This window comes from Microcoleus sp. N9_A2 (assembly GCF_036701775.1).
GTDB lineage: Bacteria > Cyanobacteriota > Cyanobacteriia > Cyanobacteriales > Microcoleaceae > Microcoleus.
Genome location: NZ_JAUBRH010000001.1, coordinates 102,010 through 118,755, shown reverse-complemented (window position 1 = coordinate 118,755; position 16,746 = coordinate 102,010). Strand labels below are relative to the sequence as shown.

Sequence of the window (16,746 nt, the reverse complement as noted above, 5' to 3'; positions counted from 1 at the left end):
TTATTAACTTCATCCCCCGACGCTAGCCGCTGGTAATTAGCGTTAATAATTTAACCCTTGGCTACAAGATGTCATTTGGCAAACTAATAAAATCAGAATTGCTCAAAGTTGTTGCACCCGCTGCGTTAACTGTTCTCAAAACAACAGCTAAAATTCGATCGCCATTATTTGAACTAAACTTGACCAGAGTCGCGTCTGTCGTACCGTCACCATCCGTATCAAACGCGACGAGTGTCAAGTCTGTTACCGAAAGTCCCCCTGTCAGCCCAATTTTATCGCCTTGAGCGGGATTGAAATCAACGACTAGATCTGCTAACAATGGATTAGCTTCTGCACTAGCTGTTTCGGGTCTAAAGGCAAAGGTATCAGCGCCGCTACCTCCAATCAACGTATCGGTGCCGAAGTCGCCGCACAGAAAATCGTCGCCGTTGCCGCCAATCAGTAAATCCTGACCTTTTCCTCCCCGCAAAGTGTCGTTTCCATCGCCTCCATCGATCGCATCATCACCTCTGTTACCTGTGACAATATCGTCGCCGCTTCCTGCAAAAATTTGATCGATCCCGCTACCGCAAGTAATCACATCACTATCGCTGGTGCCGAGCCAATATCCGTCGCCGTTGCTGTCGTAGCTGATAGTTAATGCGCCCGGATAGTTTTCTGGGGCGATCATTTCTGGAGGCGGGGTTGTCTCAGCATTGCTGTTGTTCGTATTGTGATCGGGAAGTGCGATCAAATTATTGCTGTTACTGTTATCTGTTGGCTCAGAAATTATCGTACTCTCGCCGCCAGTACCCGTAATGTCTGAGTAGGAATTAGAAGAACTTGAATTGCTAGAAGTGCCGCCAGTCGCGGGGGTGAACGTTGCACCGTCATTATTTGACGGTGTGGGTGTTGGCGTAGGTGTGGGTGTTGGCGTAGGTGTGGGTGTTGGCGCTGTGATATTAATTACCGGTGCAGAGTCTGTAGCAGCCGGAGCTGGCTCAGGTGCAGGTGTGGGTGTTGGTGCTGGTGCAGGTGTGGGTGTTGGTGCTGGTGCAGGTGTGGGTGCTGGTGCTGGTGCTGGTGCTGGCGCAGGTGCTGGCGCAGGTGCAGGTGCAGGTGCTGGTGCAGGTGCTGGTGCTGGTGCAGGTGTGGGTGTTGGCGCTGGTGTTGGTGTTGGCGCTGGTGTTGGCGCTGGTGTTGGCGCTGGTGTTGGCGCTGGTGTTGCTGCTGTGGCGCTAGTAGTTGGCGGAGTATCTAAACCACTGCTAGCTGAGGCGCTCGCACTGCTAGAAGTACCGCCGGGAGCCGATGCTGTCTGAGTGCTGCTGCTGCTCCCTGTCGGAGAAGTCGCTGTCGCGGTGCTGCTACTGCTAGCACCGCTGCTGTCTCCTAACGGCGCTGGTGTTGGCGTTGGCGCTGGTATTGGTGTTGGTGTTGGCGCTGGTGTTGGTGTTGGCGCTGGTGTTGGTGTTGGCGCTGGTGTTGGCGCTGGTGTTGGCGCTGGTGTTGCTGCTGGTGTTGGCGCTGGTGTTGCTGCTGGTGTTGCTGCTGTGGCGCTAGTAGTTGGCGGAGCAACGGAAGAAGTTTGCGCTTGTGCACTGCCACTGCTAGAGGTAGCCCCCGCAGCGTAAGCAGTCTCACTACTGGTACTGGTTTCCGCTGAGGAAGTGGCTGTCGCGCTGCTGGTGCTGCCTGCACCGCTGTCATCTACAAAGGCACTAGATGTGCTGGAACTACTGCTGCTGCCCGCACCAGGGTTATTCGCCAACGAATTCAAGGTGTTTAAACTATTGTTGTTTCCAACAATATTATTTAAGGGCTCAGGAGCTAATGAATCTAATGGAGGCATCGCGATTTATCTCCTTTTACCTGTATGTAAAGACGAAAAGCACTTGCACGAACACCGACATTCCCAATTTCAATGAATGCCAATGTAGGATTTTAAAGAGTGTGAAACAATTGCTCTTGACTTCAGATTAAAGACTGAAATGTTTTTAATAAATGAACCTTGGTGCATCCCGAAAATAGGACGCGACCAAACTGTTACCAATACCAATCTGGGCGATCGCTACTGATTGCCAATGGCATTTGATTTAGCCATCACCATCACTCTCAAAAGGCTTGTATAAATTTAAACTGCACCTTCCTTGCACTCGCCCGTACTCAAAAAATATTAGGGCGGACTGCTAAAGATGAGCAAAAACCGTGTTTTATTTCGATTTACCTAAATATATCTGGACTAATTAGAGGTATGTTGCCAATTTGGCAGATTTGTTTGAAATTATAAGACTTACGCAAGTTTTCAATTTTTATACTCTTTGTATCCGGGCGCGCTTACTGGTGTTGATCGCCTCCTGACACACCGCTGCTCCCGTTCCTGAATTGTGATTAACAGAGCGGGGTTTGGCAGCATTTTGATGACTGTGGTTGAGCGGATGGGAGGGGACTTGGAATGGCGGTTGGAGGGGCTTGCATCAGCCTGGAAGGCGACGGATTTAGCCCATTTGAATACGATCGCGATCGAATTGATGCGGAGTCATGGCAGGTGCAGGGCGATCGCGATCGCCCTGCACCTGCCATGATGCGGAAGTAATTAGAATTGGCATTCAGCGAGTTGGGGCGATCGGCTCTTTCCTCGGCTGAAACCCGTTCGTACCCGTGATGCAGTGGTCAATCATTAAAAGCTAAAAAGGGCTTAAGCCCTTAGTACAAGCCATCAAAGTTAGTATGGCAAGTCCATCGCCTTTACAGTAACAGTCTCATAAGCATAGTTTGCTCCTGTTCCTGATTTAATTTTTACTTTGACTTTATCAAAGCCTGCGTAGTAAACATCAACACCAGCTAGAGGATTAGTGCCAATCGCCATAGCTGTTCCTATACCCGTTGCTTTCGTAACTTGACCTTTGTTTCTAAAAATAATGTCTGTAGTAGTCAAAGTGTTTCCACTGTCCACTGATGAAAAGGCATCCAATTCTTATGCAGTACCACCTAAAATTAAGTCGTTTTCTGAAACATTTTCGAGGTAGGACAAATCCGATATCAACATAATGAGCCTCGGTTTTTAAACTAAACTTTCTTAAACCAAACTTGCTTAAATTGTGATTCTTCAATAACCGATAAACAGAGCAAAACTGTCTGATTCAGCTCGTGCATAATTTTTTCCAGTTTTAGCATAAGCGTAAGCCTGAGCCTGGGAGTCAGTGAAACCTTGCGAGACTGTTGTATTAGTTCGAGTTTTAGCATAAGTAGATTGACCAACAGCCACAGCATCACCATTAGCAGAACCAGAACCGCTACTAGCGAATGCACTGGTATCTGCGTAGGCATAGACACCGCCGACAATATTAGTTTCTTCAATCAATTCTTCCTGGTAATCCAAGTCGCAAATAATCATTAATTTTGCCATCCACTCTATTCATCACAACCTGAATACTGTGTTGTATAGCAACCGCCACATCGGTTAGGACATTCAGGAACTCATCAATAGAGTCTAAAATCCGTGCTTCATAAACGGTTGGATTCGGATACCATAACTGTCACTTGTCTACTGTCAACTGCTATAGTTACCCTTGACATTCACGGAATAGATAGAAAACCGCTGAAAGTTGTTAAGATATCGATCTTGCAGCGGTTTCTGCTATCTGTTTGTAGGGTAGAACTACTACCAGTAGAAGTAGGAACCTAGGGAACCAGCTACGGAGGCACTGGAAGCTGTGGAATAGTAACCCTGAGCGGTTTCAGTGTAGGTGACACTCTTAGCGAAAGTATTTTTGCCGTAGGCATTAGAATCTGCTAATGCGATCGCGCTATTGCCTTTGATTTCTGGCTTCGAGACAATCTGCAGTTTGACGAAATCATTTTCGTAGAAGTTGTAGTAGTATCCGCCTTCTACTTGGGTTGATTCGGAGACGATTTCGACGTGGTTGAGGTCTGAGATAATCATTGCTTTTTCCTGTTTTTTTTTGATTAGTTGCTCGAAGGAACGTTGTTTTCTTTCGATGTACCTAATATATCTGGACTAATTAGAGCTGTGTTGCCAATTTGGCAGATTTGTGAAAATTAAATTGTAAAGTCAGCTTCATGAATCTATGTTAATTATTTGCTCGCAAACTAGAGGCGATCGATATATAGCAGTTGACAGTTGACAGTTATGGTATCCGAATCCAACCGTTTATGAAGCAAGGATTTTAGACTCTATTGATGAGCGGAGTGAATGTCCTAATCGATGTGCCGATCGATATATTTTGACATCCAAAAACCAGCCTCGTTTGATAGTTTATTGACGAGACGGGAAGATTGTAGTATTTGGCTCAATTTATAATACTAAATCAGGGTTACTCATCCCCTTTATTGTCATTGTTCACTGCGTGTCGCAATCACCTAGTCTCTGCGATTGCGACGCACAGCGAACAATGACAATAAAAGGCGTACCAGATAACAAATTATCAAGTACGATCGCCCCAGCGTGTTGCCATTTTGGCAGATTTATCCAAAGCGCGGATGTTAGATACTCAAAAACCCGATCGCCCGCGGTGAGTCAACCAAAAAATTGGTACACCCAACGCCCGCAATCGGGTTGTCGGTCAATCGACTAAATTACTTACCCGCCCAATTAAACCAGCGCGTCTTACATCCAGCCCAAAATCCTTGATTGTGAACATCAACCCCCGGCGCCGAGATATGTGAACCTGCGCCTGCGACTTCAGCTACAAAACCTGCGGTATCTGACTGCAACTCGCTACCCATCGGAATTGCATCACCCCCTCGAACTCCGGCTCGTTTTTCCCTCACCACTTCCACATAATCTAAATCCGCAATTTTCCCCAATGCAGGCTTAGTTTCGGATTTACTCGACTTGCTGATTTGACTGTTTTCCTTAAGCAAGCGGTTGGAAGTACGGTAAGGGATATAGTCGAGAGGGTTGTAACCCGTGCACCGCAAAAGTAAAAAACAAGCCCAAGAATACTTTCCTGCCAGGATGGCTGAAATTATCTCATCCAATTGTTCTGGTTTGATTCCAATTTGAGAAGGATTGGCAGAATGGTGAAATTGGGAATTCATTGTTTTATCCTGTTTTGTGTATAGAGAGTGACAAAGGACAACAACCACTTAACTAACGTTCTACAAACTCATGCCGCCCTTTTGTAGCTGCTTGAGAGGGTCAAGCAAAATGTCGGCTATGCTGCGCTGGCGAATGACAATTTCCGCAGTAGCTGTTTGGCCAGCTTTGAGTTTCCAGGTTTGATTTTTGGCTTTCACTGAGTCTCGATCGATACTCACTTCCACCCGGTAAAAAACACCCAATCGCTCGTCTGTTTTGGCATCCGGCGAAATAGATAAAACTTTTCCCGGAATCACGCCGTAATTTTGATAAGGAAAAGCATCGAATTTGACTTGCACCGGCATTCCAGCTTTGACAAATCCCGCTTCTCGGTTTGGCAAACTGACTTCCAGCACTAGCGGAGCGTGATCCGGAGTCATTTCTGCAATAGTTTGACCCGGTTGAACTACTTCGCCGGTGTTGTGAATGTTGAGCGCGGAAATCACTCCGCTGACGGGTGCGTAAAGAAATCTTTGTTTGAGCTGATTTTTTGCTTGAGCGAGCAGGGTTTGGGTTTCGGCAATTTTGGATTTGACTTGATTTAATTGCATTTCCAACTGCTGAATTTTTTGCTCTTTTTCTAACTGCGTTTGGCGCGCTGCGGCTTGTTTGCTGGCGGCTTCGGCTTGCAGTCGATCGACTTCTGCCAATTGTTGATTTAATTCACCTTGGGTTCTAGAAATGGCGCTACTTCGATCGCGCAAACTTTGCTCGACTTCAAACAGCCTTTCCTTAACCCCAGTTGCATCAGACAGTTGACTCCTGATAGCAGCACTTTGCCTGTCGCGAACGGTTTGCTCGACTTCAAATACTCGATCGTCAGCCTGAGTTGTCTCCCCCAACTGGCTTCTAATCACCGCATTTTCGCTTTCTCGTAGAGCTTCCTCAGCTTGAAACAATACGTCTTTTGACAGTGCTCCTTCATCTACCAAAGGTTTGAGACGCGCGATCCGCTCTTTGTGAGCAGTCACTTTTGCTTGCAATTGGGCGAGCAATTCTTGAGTCTTGCGTTGCAATGGTTTCACCTGATCGCGCCGCCCTTGCTGGGAGTTAATATCTGTTTTCAGTTGCGATAGCAAGTCTTGCACATTCTTTTCCAGAGGTTTGAGCTGTTGTTGCCGCGCTTGCTGAGACACTAAATCTGCTTGCAATTGCTCGATTTGAGACTGCGTGGTGGCGGCTGAAGCGCGAGCACGGGCGATCGCAGCTTCAGCCCCCCGCTGGTCTGCAGCAGCAATAGCTTCGCTCGCTTCAACTTCCAGTCGAGTTCTCTCGATCGAACTCACCTCTTGTACCAATTGAATTCGATCAGCGTCCAGAATTTTATCAAGACGCTCCACCTCGCTCTGGGCATTCGACGGGTCTAATTCGGCCAATAATTGTCCAGCTTTGATTTTTTGACCTTCTTTGATAGCGAGGTTAATAATTTTTCCCGTATCCGTCGGGTGAATTTTGTAAACAGCGCCTTTGGGAACTAATTTGCCCTGAGCATGACCAACCTCGTCAATTTTCCCCAAAGTTGCCCACGCTCCAAAAGCTACGGAAAAAACCATTCCTCCTAATATCAACCGCTGCGGGAAAGATACTGGTGGCTGGTCGAGTACCGAGTGCAAAGAAGTAGACCAATTATTAGCATCAGGCTGCCGGAACTTGGCAATATTGATACCGTCATCAGTTTGAAAAGAGCGATTTTGAGATTCGACTACTTCTAAAGAGCGGTCTTTTTTTCGGGCTTCGTTTTCTTGCCTTGAAGCTACGCCCCCATAGACTTCAGCTATCTCATCAGGAGCCGCACATAATTCTTTGTCATCTTCTGAAAGCATGGTATTTACTCCAAATTAGTAATTAGAAATTGGCAATTGGCAATTGGTAATTGGTAATTGGGAATCGGCAATTGGGAATTGGCAATTGGAAATTGGAAATTATCTTTAGTCTTGTGTTGGTTGCGAATGACTAATGACTAATGACTAATGTTCGCGAGGGGGACAGCACTAATGACAACTGTCAACTGTCAACTGTCAACTGTCAACTGTCAACTGACTTTAAATATCGAGTTGTTGCTGAGCGAGGTGATAGTAAAGTCCGCGTTCAGCCATCAATTCGTCATGGTTGCCTTGTTCGGCTAAAATGCCTTTCTCTAGAACCAAAATGCGATCGGCATTACGCACCGTAGACAAACGATGAGCGATAATAAACGCAGTGCGATCGCGACTAATGCGGGCGAGATTTTGCTGAAACCTGCGCTCAGATTCGGTATCCAGCGAAGAAGTTGCTTCGTCCAAAACCAAAATTCGGGGATCGCCCAAAAGAGCGCGGGCGATCGCAATTCGCTGCCGCTGGCCCCCAGACAAACTCGTTCCCCTTTCCCCCACAGGAGTTTGATAACCCAGCGGCATATCTTGAATAAAAGCATGAGCTTCTGCTAGCTTCGCCACTTCTATCGCCTCTTCCAAGCTTGCAGAAGTAGCATCGTTGCCGTTTTTATACAGCGTAATATTTTCCAAAATCGTTCCCGAAAACAAGAAACAATCTTGAGGAACAACACCCAACTGAACTCGCAGCGACTGCAAAGAAATGTGCCGAATATCGTGGCCGTCAATTGTTAGCCGCCCCTTTTCTGGATAATAGAAACCTTGCAGCAGCTTTACCAAAGTGCTCTTACCGGAACCGCTGCGGCCGACAATTGCCACAGTTTCTCCAGCTTGCACCTCAAAGGAAAGATTTTGCAGCGTATTGCGTTCCTCATCCTGAGAATAGCGGAAAGAAACATTGTCAAACTTGACGTTTCCCTGAATGCGAGGCAGCACCAGCATTGGCTTGTAAGGGCTTTCTTCAGGTTGGGCAGAGAATACATCATCCAAACGCTCGATCGAAACGAGCACTTCTTGAAACTCGTCCCAAAGTCCCACTACAGACAGCACAGGAGAAATCACGCTCCCAATCATCATATTAAAAGCGACAAATTGACCGATCGTCAACTCGTCTTGAATCACCAGCATTGCCCCGTACCACAGCAAAGCCGTACTCCCCAAAGTATTAATCCCACCCCCGATCACCTGCAAAGAATTCGCCAACTTCTGCCCGCGAAATTTAGCATTAACCATGCAAGTTAATTGGTCTTCCCAGCGCCAGCGCATTTCTCGCTCAGCAGCAGTTGCCTTAACCGTCGCCACCCCAGTAATCATTTCCACCAAAGATGAATTTTGCTTAGCACTTTCGGTAAAAACCTCCCGCGACACTTTTCGCAGAAATGGAGTTGCGACTAAAGTCAAAATCACGATCGGCGGAATCAACGCCAGCACCAACAACGCCAGACGCCAGTTATAGTAAACCATCAGCCCGATGTAAACCACAGCCATCAAAGCATCCAACCAAGCCGTAATAGCTTGGCGAGTCAAAAATGCCTGAATTTTTTGATTTTCCTGAACCCGCGTCAAGATATCGCCCACCTGACGAGATTCAAAAAACTTAATCGGCAAACTGAGAGTGTGACTGATAAAGCCGCTAATTAAAGTCAGGTCAATGCGGTTCGACAAATAATCCAGCAAATACTGTCTTGTTGCACCCAACAGCGTTCGCCAAACACTAAACAGCAGCAGTCCGATCGCAAAAACGTGCAGAGTTACTACGCTTTTGCTGACAACCACTTGGTCGAGAATTACTTGGGTAAATAGGGGAGTAACTAGACCAAATATTTGGAGCAACAAGGAGAGGATCAGAATTTGGGCGATCGCAGCGCGGTAGGGCCAGACTATGCCAACAAAATCTTTAATTTTAATGCCTTGATGTTCGCCACTGTGATTGCGGTATAGTTCCGCTGTCGGGTCTAAAATTAGGGCGTACCCCGTCCAATTTTCGGTAAAACTTTTAATGCTCATCCACCGCTTCCCCGCAGCCGGATCTGCCACTAAAACCTGTTGATTTTTAAAGCGGTAAACTGCCACATAGTGATTGCCTTGCCAGTGAGCAATCCAGGGATTTTGATTTCGCAGCGGAGTTAAAGAAGCTCGCACGGGACGGGTTTGAAATCCCATCCTTTCGGCTGCTTTGGCCAGACTCTTGAGCGACGCGCCGCTGCGGCCGATTTCTGCCAATTCGCGCAAGTAATTTAGGCTGAATTTTTTACCCCAATATTCGCTAATCATGGCTAAGCAAGTAGCTCCACAATCTGCTGTGCTCTGTTGTTGAATGAATGGGTGTCTGCTGCTCAACCAGCGGCGCCGCTTGGGTTTGGGAAAGCTGAAGATTCCGGTTGCGGGCTTTTTCTGAGCAACTGCGGTTAATTTTGATGGCTCGGTTTGTGAGGTAGAGCTGGCATCTTGGGGCGGCGTTACTAAGCTTAAAATTGGAGGTTTGCGGATGATTTTAGGACGGGAATTGCTTTCGGAACTAATTGTGGCTTTGGCGATTTCCCACTGTTCGCTGCTAAGCTGGTAAATTAGCAGATCTGTTACCGCTATCCAGTCGCTCTTTACGTCTGAATGTTCCCAGTTACTGCCGATTATCGGCGGTGCTTGACCTTGAACTTGACCGCTGCGGAGCCAAAAATGATTGTTGGAGTTTTGGCAGTGATCAGCGAGGGAAACTCCGGCCGGAATTCGGCTTTCTTCTATGTAAGGAAGTAAGTGCGGCCACAGAAGCTGTTGTTGGTGGGGAGCGAGCGAGCGCAAATCTGTTTGTGTCTTGAAAAATATTAACCGCTGTCGCTCTTGAAATTCTTGCTGCAAGTGCTGTTGCAGTTGCGGGAATTCCTCTAAAATAAGCTGCATTGTGGTGTCCGCAATTCGACCGATTTGGCAAGTGCCGGCCGCAATTGCCCTGTAAGCCAGTCCGCTGTCAATAAATCGGTCATCTGTCCCAAATATTGCTCCGACTTCCAGTACCACCGCCGAAATCTCCTGCTGGTGAGACGCTTCTACCGCTAGCAGCCTGACTCTTCCCTCGCAAACTAAATAAAAATTGCGATCGCTGTGTTCCTTTTCAACGAAATTGTTGCTATCTGATGTTTGATATTGAGTGATTTGATCTCCTAGCTGAAACTCGCAAATTTCACAGGCTGTATTTAATTGGGCAACTAATGTCTGTTCGCCACCGATTTTCTCAAAGATTTTCTGAATAGCCGGGAAATTTTCCAAGGCTTCTCTGGTTTTAAAAATGTGATTTTTAACCCCTACTTTTTTTTTCATAACTTACCCTGTAAAAAAAATGTTTCAATGTTTTTTGAATTACAACTAACCCGGTTATGAGCAATTTTTATTGGTTGAGTTGCAATTTAGTTGGCTTAAAAACTGTTTGTCGATATGTCCGACTAACACCCCTTGGTTATGACATCCCTTCAACGCCTTTAGGATATATAAAATTGCGTTTTTTCAGGATTGTGTGGTCATTACGTAAGTGTGGTTGGGCTGGCTCCCAGTTTAACTTACAGAATCGTGGTTTTGGCTACCTTTAAGGGCAATCTTTACGTACTCTTTATAAATTTACCGTATTATTACGGGATAATTATGAAGATTCTGTGAAGCTGAGGAGGCCAATGTTCTCCCCGGTATACGTATATCTACGCAAAAGTTTACATTCAGGATTCAAAAACCATCAATTTTTGACGATCGTTTGTGAAGTCCAGAGTCCGAACATTGTAAAGAAATATTGATTGCTGTTAGTTTGTAGCAGCAATTCAAGCAATTAATGGTTTTTCCGTACTTAGTATAGCAATCCTTGCAGGAAGGAGTCGTAAAAAGATGTAGGGGTAGTGCTAAGAGTGCCTACCCCGGCCTCATGGGGGCAACCACGGGGGGTTTGCCCCTACAAGAATTACACAAATGATTTAGGATTGCTATATGCTAAAATGTTATGAAGACAGCGAGCATTTAAGTTTAATATGAAAAAATTAATGACAAAAATACTGAATATACCTAATGTAATCGTCGAGGATAGCTTAGAGACAGAAGCAACAATTATTTGAGCCTTTATCGTCAAAAATAAAACACAAATTTGCCCACGACGTGGACAAACAAGCCGCCGTATTCATCAAAATAAAACGCATTTAGTTAGAGATTTACCAATCACTAACAGAAGCCCTCTCCAAAATAGTAACATTATGTAGTAAAAGAACATAAAAGACATTTGTTTACACAGAAACATGAGCGACATCCTGAATCATATTGAAGAGAATCATAAAGAAACACAGCGATTAATTGGTCTGGTGTATGAACAGTTACAACAATTGCTCCCAAATGCCGAACGATTACATCATGAAAAACCAGCTTTACTAGAATCCAAGAAAGTGAGAATTATTGCTGGTGGAGTCGGTCGAAAACCAAAACTATCTATTCCCGAATAAATAATTTTAACTTGGTTCTATCTTAGGCGGAGGAAAACATTTCAACTTCGGGGCATCCAGTTTGGAGTAAGTGAGTCTACAGCTAATGATACATTTAACTATTGGTTTGGGCGCCTGCGAGAATTGCTACCATCTAGCTTGCTGGAACAAGTAAAAAAACGCTGCTGACCATGCAATAGTTAAGGAAATATTCACAGAATATTAATTAATAGTAGATACCTACGAACAAGTCAGAGAAAGACCTGGAACTCGTGATGAACAAGAAAAATACTTTTCAGGCAAGAAGAGTAATCCTAAGCTGTCGTGCATTTAAATTGTATATTTTAGGCGCGCGGGACGCCCACCCCACAAGAGTTTGATTGTTTTTTAACAGACAATTTAAATGCCGCAAAAACTTACATTTAAAAGTTAAATAATTTTCATGCCAGATGATAGAGATATAGTTTATGTTGTGGCAGGGGAACCTGAACCTAAAAGGGATATAACCTTATTTCGGGAATATCGCTCAGAGTTTGACCCTCAACAAAGATTTAAGGGAGATCAAGCTTACGTTGGAGAAGATTTAATAACAACTCCCATTTAAAAAAAACATAAAATCAGAATTAACAACTGAACAAAAATAACAAAACAAAGCGTTTTTGGGTCGCCAATTTTTTGTCGAACATGGAATTATAACTGTCAAGAGATTTCAAGTTTTCCAAGAAAGATTTAGATTAAATCCCCAAAAATATGAGCCAGTAATTTTAACGATTTGTGGAAGAGTAAAGTTGCGAATTGGAGCGCTACTACCATTAGGAAAAGCGGTGAAAGCGTCAGATTGAAATTAATACAGCTAACTCAATATTTTGGTACAATTATCAACAATACATATCTCAAAGTCTGGTTTTATCGTACACACTAGCTAATTTAGGATGATTACATTTACGTCCTAGAGCTTAACTACACAGAGGCTTTGATTGTTTTAGGAGATGTCTTCTACAGAGCGACAGTGCTTTTTGCATTTGGGATAACCCTTCCTTTTCTCGCCTTTTTTACAGCGGCTATAGAAGCTAGATATAGAAGCCCAAGCGCGTTCCGCACTGGCTTGACGGGCGGCTGAATTGAGCTTTTTCGCGAAAGCGAACTATGCAGGCATATCTTTGCAGAGTGCGTACAAGATGGTCTTGCTAACATCTGCGTTGTCCATCCAAAATCTGACCAAAGCACAGGGGATTTCAGCCCCCATTTTTAGGTGGATTGTTTTTAGGCAGGGGCTGAAATCCCCTGCCTAAAAACTTCGCACTCCGAAGTCAACTGTCAACTGTCAACTGTTAAAGCTTTTTTTTCTAATGAACTCGCCTGTTCGGATGGCTTCATCAAGTGCACAGTATTAATCTCTCGTATTGCTCTATCGTTTTGTTTTTCAGCTTTGCTTTTCTTACTATCATGGTATGATTATATCAAATCTCAGCACTTTTTATCAAGGAAAGTCCTAGATAAAAGCCGCACTTAAGTGCGGAGCTTTAAACCCCATTTTTCGGTAAAAATTATCTAAAACCCTATGGGAGCAAGGAGCAGTAACCCCCTCGAAGCAGCCGGCTCGACTCGTGAGCCGATCAAAATAGGCGTGTTGCATTCGCTGACGGGCACGATGTCCATCAGCGAAATTTCTGTTAAAGATGCGACGCTGTTGGCTGTTGAGGAAATTAATGCGGCGGGAGGGGTGCTCGGACGCCCCTTGGAAGCGGTTATAGAAGATGGAGCCAGCGATTTGCAGACTTTTGCTCAAAAAGCTAAGCAATTGCTCTTAGAAGCGCAGGTGGCGGTGGTATTTGGCTGTTGGACTTCGGCGAGCCGCAAAGCTGTACAGCCGGCTTTCGACCAGGGCAAAGGGTTGCTGTTCTATCCGGTGCAGTATGAAGGGCTAGAACAGTGTCCGAATATTTTCTACACTGGTGCTGCCCCGAACCAACAGATTGTGCCTGGGGTGAATTACTTGCTGGCACAGGGGAAGCGGAAAATTTTCCTGTTGGGTTCGGATTATATCTTTCCCCGCACGGCAAATCGGATTGTGAAAGCTCAACTGGCGGCACAGGGGGGAGAGTTAGCGGGGGAAGTGTATCTGCCACTCGGTTCTAAGGAAGTGGGCGAGGCGATCGCACATATCTTAGCAGTGAAACCGGATGCTATTGTCAACACTCTCAACGGGGACAGCAATGTGGCTTTTTTCCAAAAGTTGCGGGAAGCTGGCGTGAAACCCGATGATTTGCAGGTGATGTCGGTCAGTATAGCAGAAGAGGAAGTGCGGGCGATCGGGCCGTCCAATATTGCTGGACATTTGGTGGTATGGAACTATTTTCAAACGGTGGATACACCGGAAAATCGTAAATTTGTCAAGGCTTATAAAGCCCGATACGGGGAAAATCGAGTCACGGATGACCCGATCGAAGCTGCTTATTTGGGTGTTTACCTGTGGAAGCAAGCAGTAGAAAAAGCTGGTTCGATAGATGTGGTTAAAGTCAGGGCGGCTGCTAAAAATATTGAGTTTGCAGCGCCCTCGGGCAAGGTAAAAATAGATGCCCAAACACAGCATACCTGGAAAACTGTGCGGATTGGTAAGGTGAGGTTGGACGGTCAAATTGAAGAGATTTGGAATTCGGGCGTACCGGTTCCGCCAGATCCTTTTCTCAAGGGCTATCCTTGGGCGGCGGCACTTACTCCGAGGCAGATTTCTTTGGGAACTCGGGCTTCTTTGATCGGGCTGTTTGTCATCTTGGTACTGATAACTTGGATGGCGGTGGGAGTCGGGTGGATGGGTTCTGTGGAGATGAAGAACTATTTGCTGACAATAGACGCTGCGTCAGCTCCGGCGGCGGGGGTTCCAGAGGCAGCAATGGTGGTGCTGGTGCAGCAAACTCTGGCTTTGGTGAGCCGCACTCAGCACTGGCTGCTGGGGGCTTTGGTTTTGAGTTCGATCGCGGGGATAGTCGGTTTGGTGTCGGTGTCGGCAATTATTCGGAATCTCGGCTTGCTGCGGCAAACTGCTGAACTGATGGCGAGCGGTGATTTGACGGCTCGATCGCCTATTGTTTCTAATGACGCGATCGGGGTGCTATCTTCTACTCTCAATACAATGGCTCAGCAAATTAGCAGTTTGCTCAACGGTTTGGAAGTGCGGCAGCGGCAGCTCGAGGAACGATCGCGCGAATTGGAAGTTGCTAAGAACGCTGCGGAAGCTGCCAACCGAGCGAAAAGCACATTTTTAGCAAATATGACTCACGAGTTGCGGACGCCCTTGAATGCGATTATTGGCTACAGCGAGCTGCTGCAAGAAGAGGCGATCGAACTAGGCGAAGAAGAGTTTGTGATGGATTTGGCAAGCATCAATCTTGCAGGCAAACAGTTGCTAAATATTATTAGCGATATCCTTGATATTTCTAAAATTGAAGCAGGAAAGATGACTCTTTTTCTGGAAACTTTCGATGTGTGGAAGTTGATCGAGCAGGTTGTGACTACGGTTCAACCACTGGTAGGGAAAAATGGCAACACTTTGATCGTCAATTGCGATCGCGATATTGGCACGATATATTCTGATTCCTCGAAGTTGCGACAAGCGCTGTTGAATTTGACGAGTAATGCTGCTAAGTTTACCGATCGAGGAAAAATTACGATTAATGTTTGGAAGGAAGAAGAATCGGAAGTTTTGCCTCCTGACAATTCTGAAGGACTTTCTATCGTGAACTCTGGGTGTCAAAATTCTGCGATCGTGTTTCAAGTCACCGATACTGGCATCGGGCTGACTGACGATCAGTTGTCGAGGCTGTTCGGGGCTTTCTCCCAAGCCGATGATTCTACTACTCGCAGGTACGGTGGCACCGGTTTGGGGCTGACAATTAGCCGGAGGTTTTGCCAGATGATGGGCGGTGACATTACGGTTGAGAGCGAGTTTGATTGCGGTTCTACTTTTACGATCCGGTTGCCGGTTGCGGTAAAAAGCCCGAAAGAAGCGCAGGAAGATCGAGAAATCGCAGAAATGCCGAAGTCTTCCGACGATTTAGAAACGAGTGTAGCGGCGACTGAAGCGAAGCAAAGAGCAGTGCGATCGCAACCGCTGGATCTGCCGGATGCTGCTACTGTGCTGGTGATTGACGACGATCCAGACGCGCGGGATTTGATGACCCGCTGCTTGTCGAAACAGGGATTTCTGGTGCGATCGTCGGCTAGCGGTCAAGGGGGGCTTCTGTTGGCTAAGGAGTTGCTGCCCGACGCGATTATTCTGGACGTGATGATGCCAAGTATGGACGGCTGGGCGGTGCTGTCGGAGTTGAAAGCCGATCAAGATTTGGTTGATATTCCAGTGATTATGATAACTTTTTTGGACGACCAAAATCAGGGTTTGGAATTGGGAGCGGCGGAGTATGTGAGGAAGCCTGTGGATTACAAGCGCTTTGCTGCTTTGTTGAGTAAATATCAGGGTATCGAGAAGTAGCTAGTTGACTGTTGACTGTTGGCTGTTGGCTGTTGACTGTTGACTGTTGACTGTTGACTGTTGGCAGTGGTTATTAGTTATTAGTTATCGGTAGCCGATAACAACTAAAAATTAACAACTAACTACTAAGCTGTCGCGCATTTAAATTGCATATTCTAGGCGGGCGGGACACCCTACTAATTGTTTGATTGTTTTTTGACAGACAATTTAAATGCCGCAACAGCTTAACAAATAACAACTGACTAATTAATCTAAAAAGCCCATTAATGCCGAGCTATCGTCAATTTCGTTTGAAGCAATAGGGCGGTTTCCTCCCATTGTGGAGTAAACTTCGTCAATGTGCAGAGTGCTGATACCAATTGGGCGGGCACCGGACATACTGAACATTTCGCTGACTTGCATGGCGCTGGAGCCGATCGGGCGCCTCCCGATTGTACCAACCACTTCCAAGTCGCTGGCTTCCACGGGGCGATTGCCTACAATGCCGTAGGTTTCGCTGAGGTGCAGGGTGCTAGTGCCGATCGGGCGATTCCCCGAGATCGAGACGGTCTCGCTGATGGTAAAATCGTCAGGGCCGACGGGGCGGTTGTCATGCATGAGTTGAGGCCGATAAAGTTGAATTCCTGTTGCTTTGGCATCCGTGGGTTCTGTCGCTTGGCTTTTGGAACTTGCTTTGCCGCGGCGGGCGATCGCTTTGCCTTTGCCTGTACCTGTGCTCCTCGTATCCATAATTCTTTTCCTCGTTTATTGCTGTTGATTGCTGGGTTCGGACAACCGCTTTCTGGGCTTTTTGCTTTCTATTTCGGCCGATGATTAAAATAATATTACAAAGTCTAACTATTTTCTTAAAGAAAT

General features: G+C 46.1%; 12 protein-coding genes. 4 read left to right on the top strand and 8 right to left on the bottom strand.

The window, feature by feature from the left end:
- Window positions 1-61: 61 nt before the first annotated feature.
- Window positions 62-1,831, bottom strand: coding sequence for a hypothetical protein (locus QUA44_RS00540; RefSeq protein WP_333247357.1), 1,770 nt, complete (start codon window positions 1,829-1,831; stop codon window positions 62-64).
- Between the two features lie 535 nt (window positions 1,832-2,366).
- Here QUA44_RS00540 and QUA44_RS00535 point away from each other — a divergent pair.
- Entirely contained in the window at window positions 2,367-2,564 is a 198-nt protein-coding gene (locus tag QUA44_RS00535; RefSeq protein WP_333247359.1) for a hypothetical protein, read from the top strand.
- Between the two features lie 140 nt (window positions 2,565-2,704).
- Here the strand turns inward: QUA44_RS00535 and QUA44_RS00530 are convergent, their stop codons facing one another.
- The 6 genes from QUA44_RS00530 to QUA44_RS00505 all read right to left on the bottom strand — a co-directional run bounded on the left by QUA44_RS00530 (window position 2,705) and on the right by QUA44_RS00505 (window position 10,269).
- Window positions 2,705-2,917, bottom strand: coding sequence for a hypothetical protein (locus QUA44_RS00530; RefSeq protein WP_333247361.1), 213 nt, complete (start codon window positions 2,915-2,917; stop codon window positions 2,705-2,707).
- Window positions 2,918-3,088: 171 nt separating this feature from the next.
- Window positions 3,089-3,388, bottom strand: coding sequence for a hypothetical protein (locus QUA44_RS00525; protein WP_333247362.1), 300 nt, complete (start codon window positions 3,386-3,388; stop codon window positions 3,089-3,091).
- A 255-nt stretch (window positions 3,389-3,643) separates the two neighbouring features.
- The gene (locus tag QUA44_RS00520) at window positions 3,644-3,925 is read right to left on the bottom strand and encodes a hypothetical protein (RefSeq protein WP_333247364.1); all 282 of its coding nucleotides are present in this window, start codon (window positions 3,923-3,925) and stop codon (window positions 3,644-3,646) included.
- A gap of 653 nt (window positions 3,926-4,578) precedes the next feature.
- Window positions 4,579-5,043: a HetP family heterocyst commitment protein gene (locus QUA44_RS00515; protein ID WP_333247366.1), complete on the bottom strand. Its 465-nt coding sequence runs from the start codon at window positions 5,041-5,043 to the stop codon at window positions 4,579-4,581.
- A gap of 60 nt (window positions 5,044-5,103) precedes the next feature.
- On the bottom strand, window positions 5,104-6,906 hold the full coding sequence (locus QUA44_RS00510; protein ID WP_333247367.1) for an HlyD family efflux transporter periplasmic adaptor subunit: 1,803 nt from the start codon (window positions 6,904-6,906) through the stop codon (window positions 5,104-5,106).
- Between the two features lie 219 nt (window positions 6,907-7,125).
- Window positions 7,126-10,269, bottom strand: coding sequence for an ABC transporter transmembrane domain-containing protein (locus QUA44_RS00505; protein WP_333247369.1), 3,144 nt, complete (start codon window positions 10,267-10,269; stop codon window positions 7,126-7,128).
- Window positions 10,270-11,222: 953 nt separating this feature from the next.
- Between QUA44_RS00505 and QUA44_RS00500 the strand changes: the two genes are divergently transcribed.
- The 3 genes from QUA44_RS00500 to urtA all read left to right on the top strand — a co-directional run bounded on the left by QUA44_RS00500 (window position 11,223) and on the right by urtA (window position 15,891).
- Entirely contained in the window at window positions 11,223-11,423 is a 201-nt protein-coding gene (locus QUA44_RS00500) for a hypothetical protein (protein WP_333247371.1), read from the top strand.
- Entirely contained in the window at window positions 11,424-11,591 is a 168-nt protein-coding gene (locus QUA44_RS00495) for a transposase family protein (protein WP_333276340.1), read from the top strand. It abuts the gene before it with no gap.
- 1,372 nt (window positions 11,592-12,963) lie between these two features.
- Window positions 12,964-15,891 (top strand): urea ABC transporter substrate-binding protein, encoded by a 2,928-nt coding sequence (urtA, locus tag QUA44_RS00490; protein ID WP_333247372.1) that lies wholly within the window; start codon window positions 12,964-12,966, stop codon window positions 15,889-15,891.
- 246 nt (window positions 15,892-16,137) lie between these two features.
- On the opposite strand, the gene QUA44_RS00485 is transcribed toward urtA, so the two are convergent.
- Window positions 16,138-16,620, bottom strand: a complete 483-nt coding sequence (locus tag QUA44_RS00485; protein ID WP_333247374.1) for a hypothetical protein — start codon at window positions 16,618-16,620, stop codon at window positions 16,138-16,140.
- Window positions 16,621-16,746 lie beyond the last annotated feature (126 nt).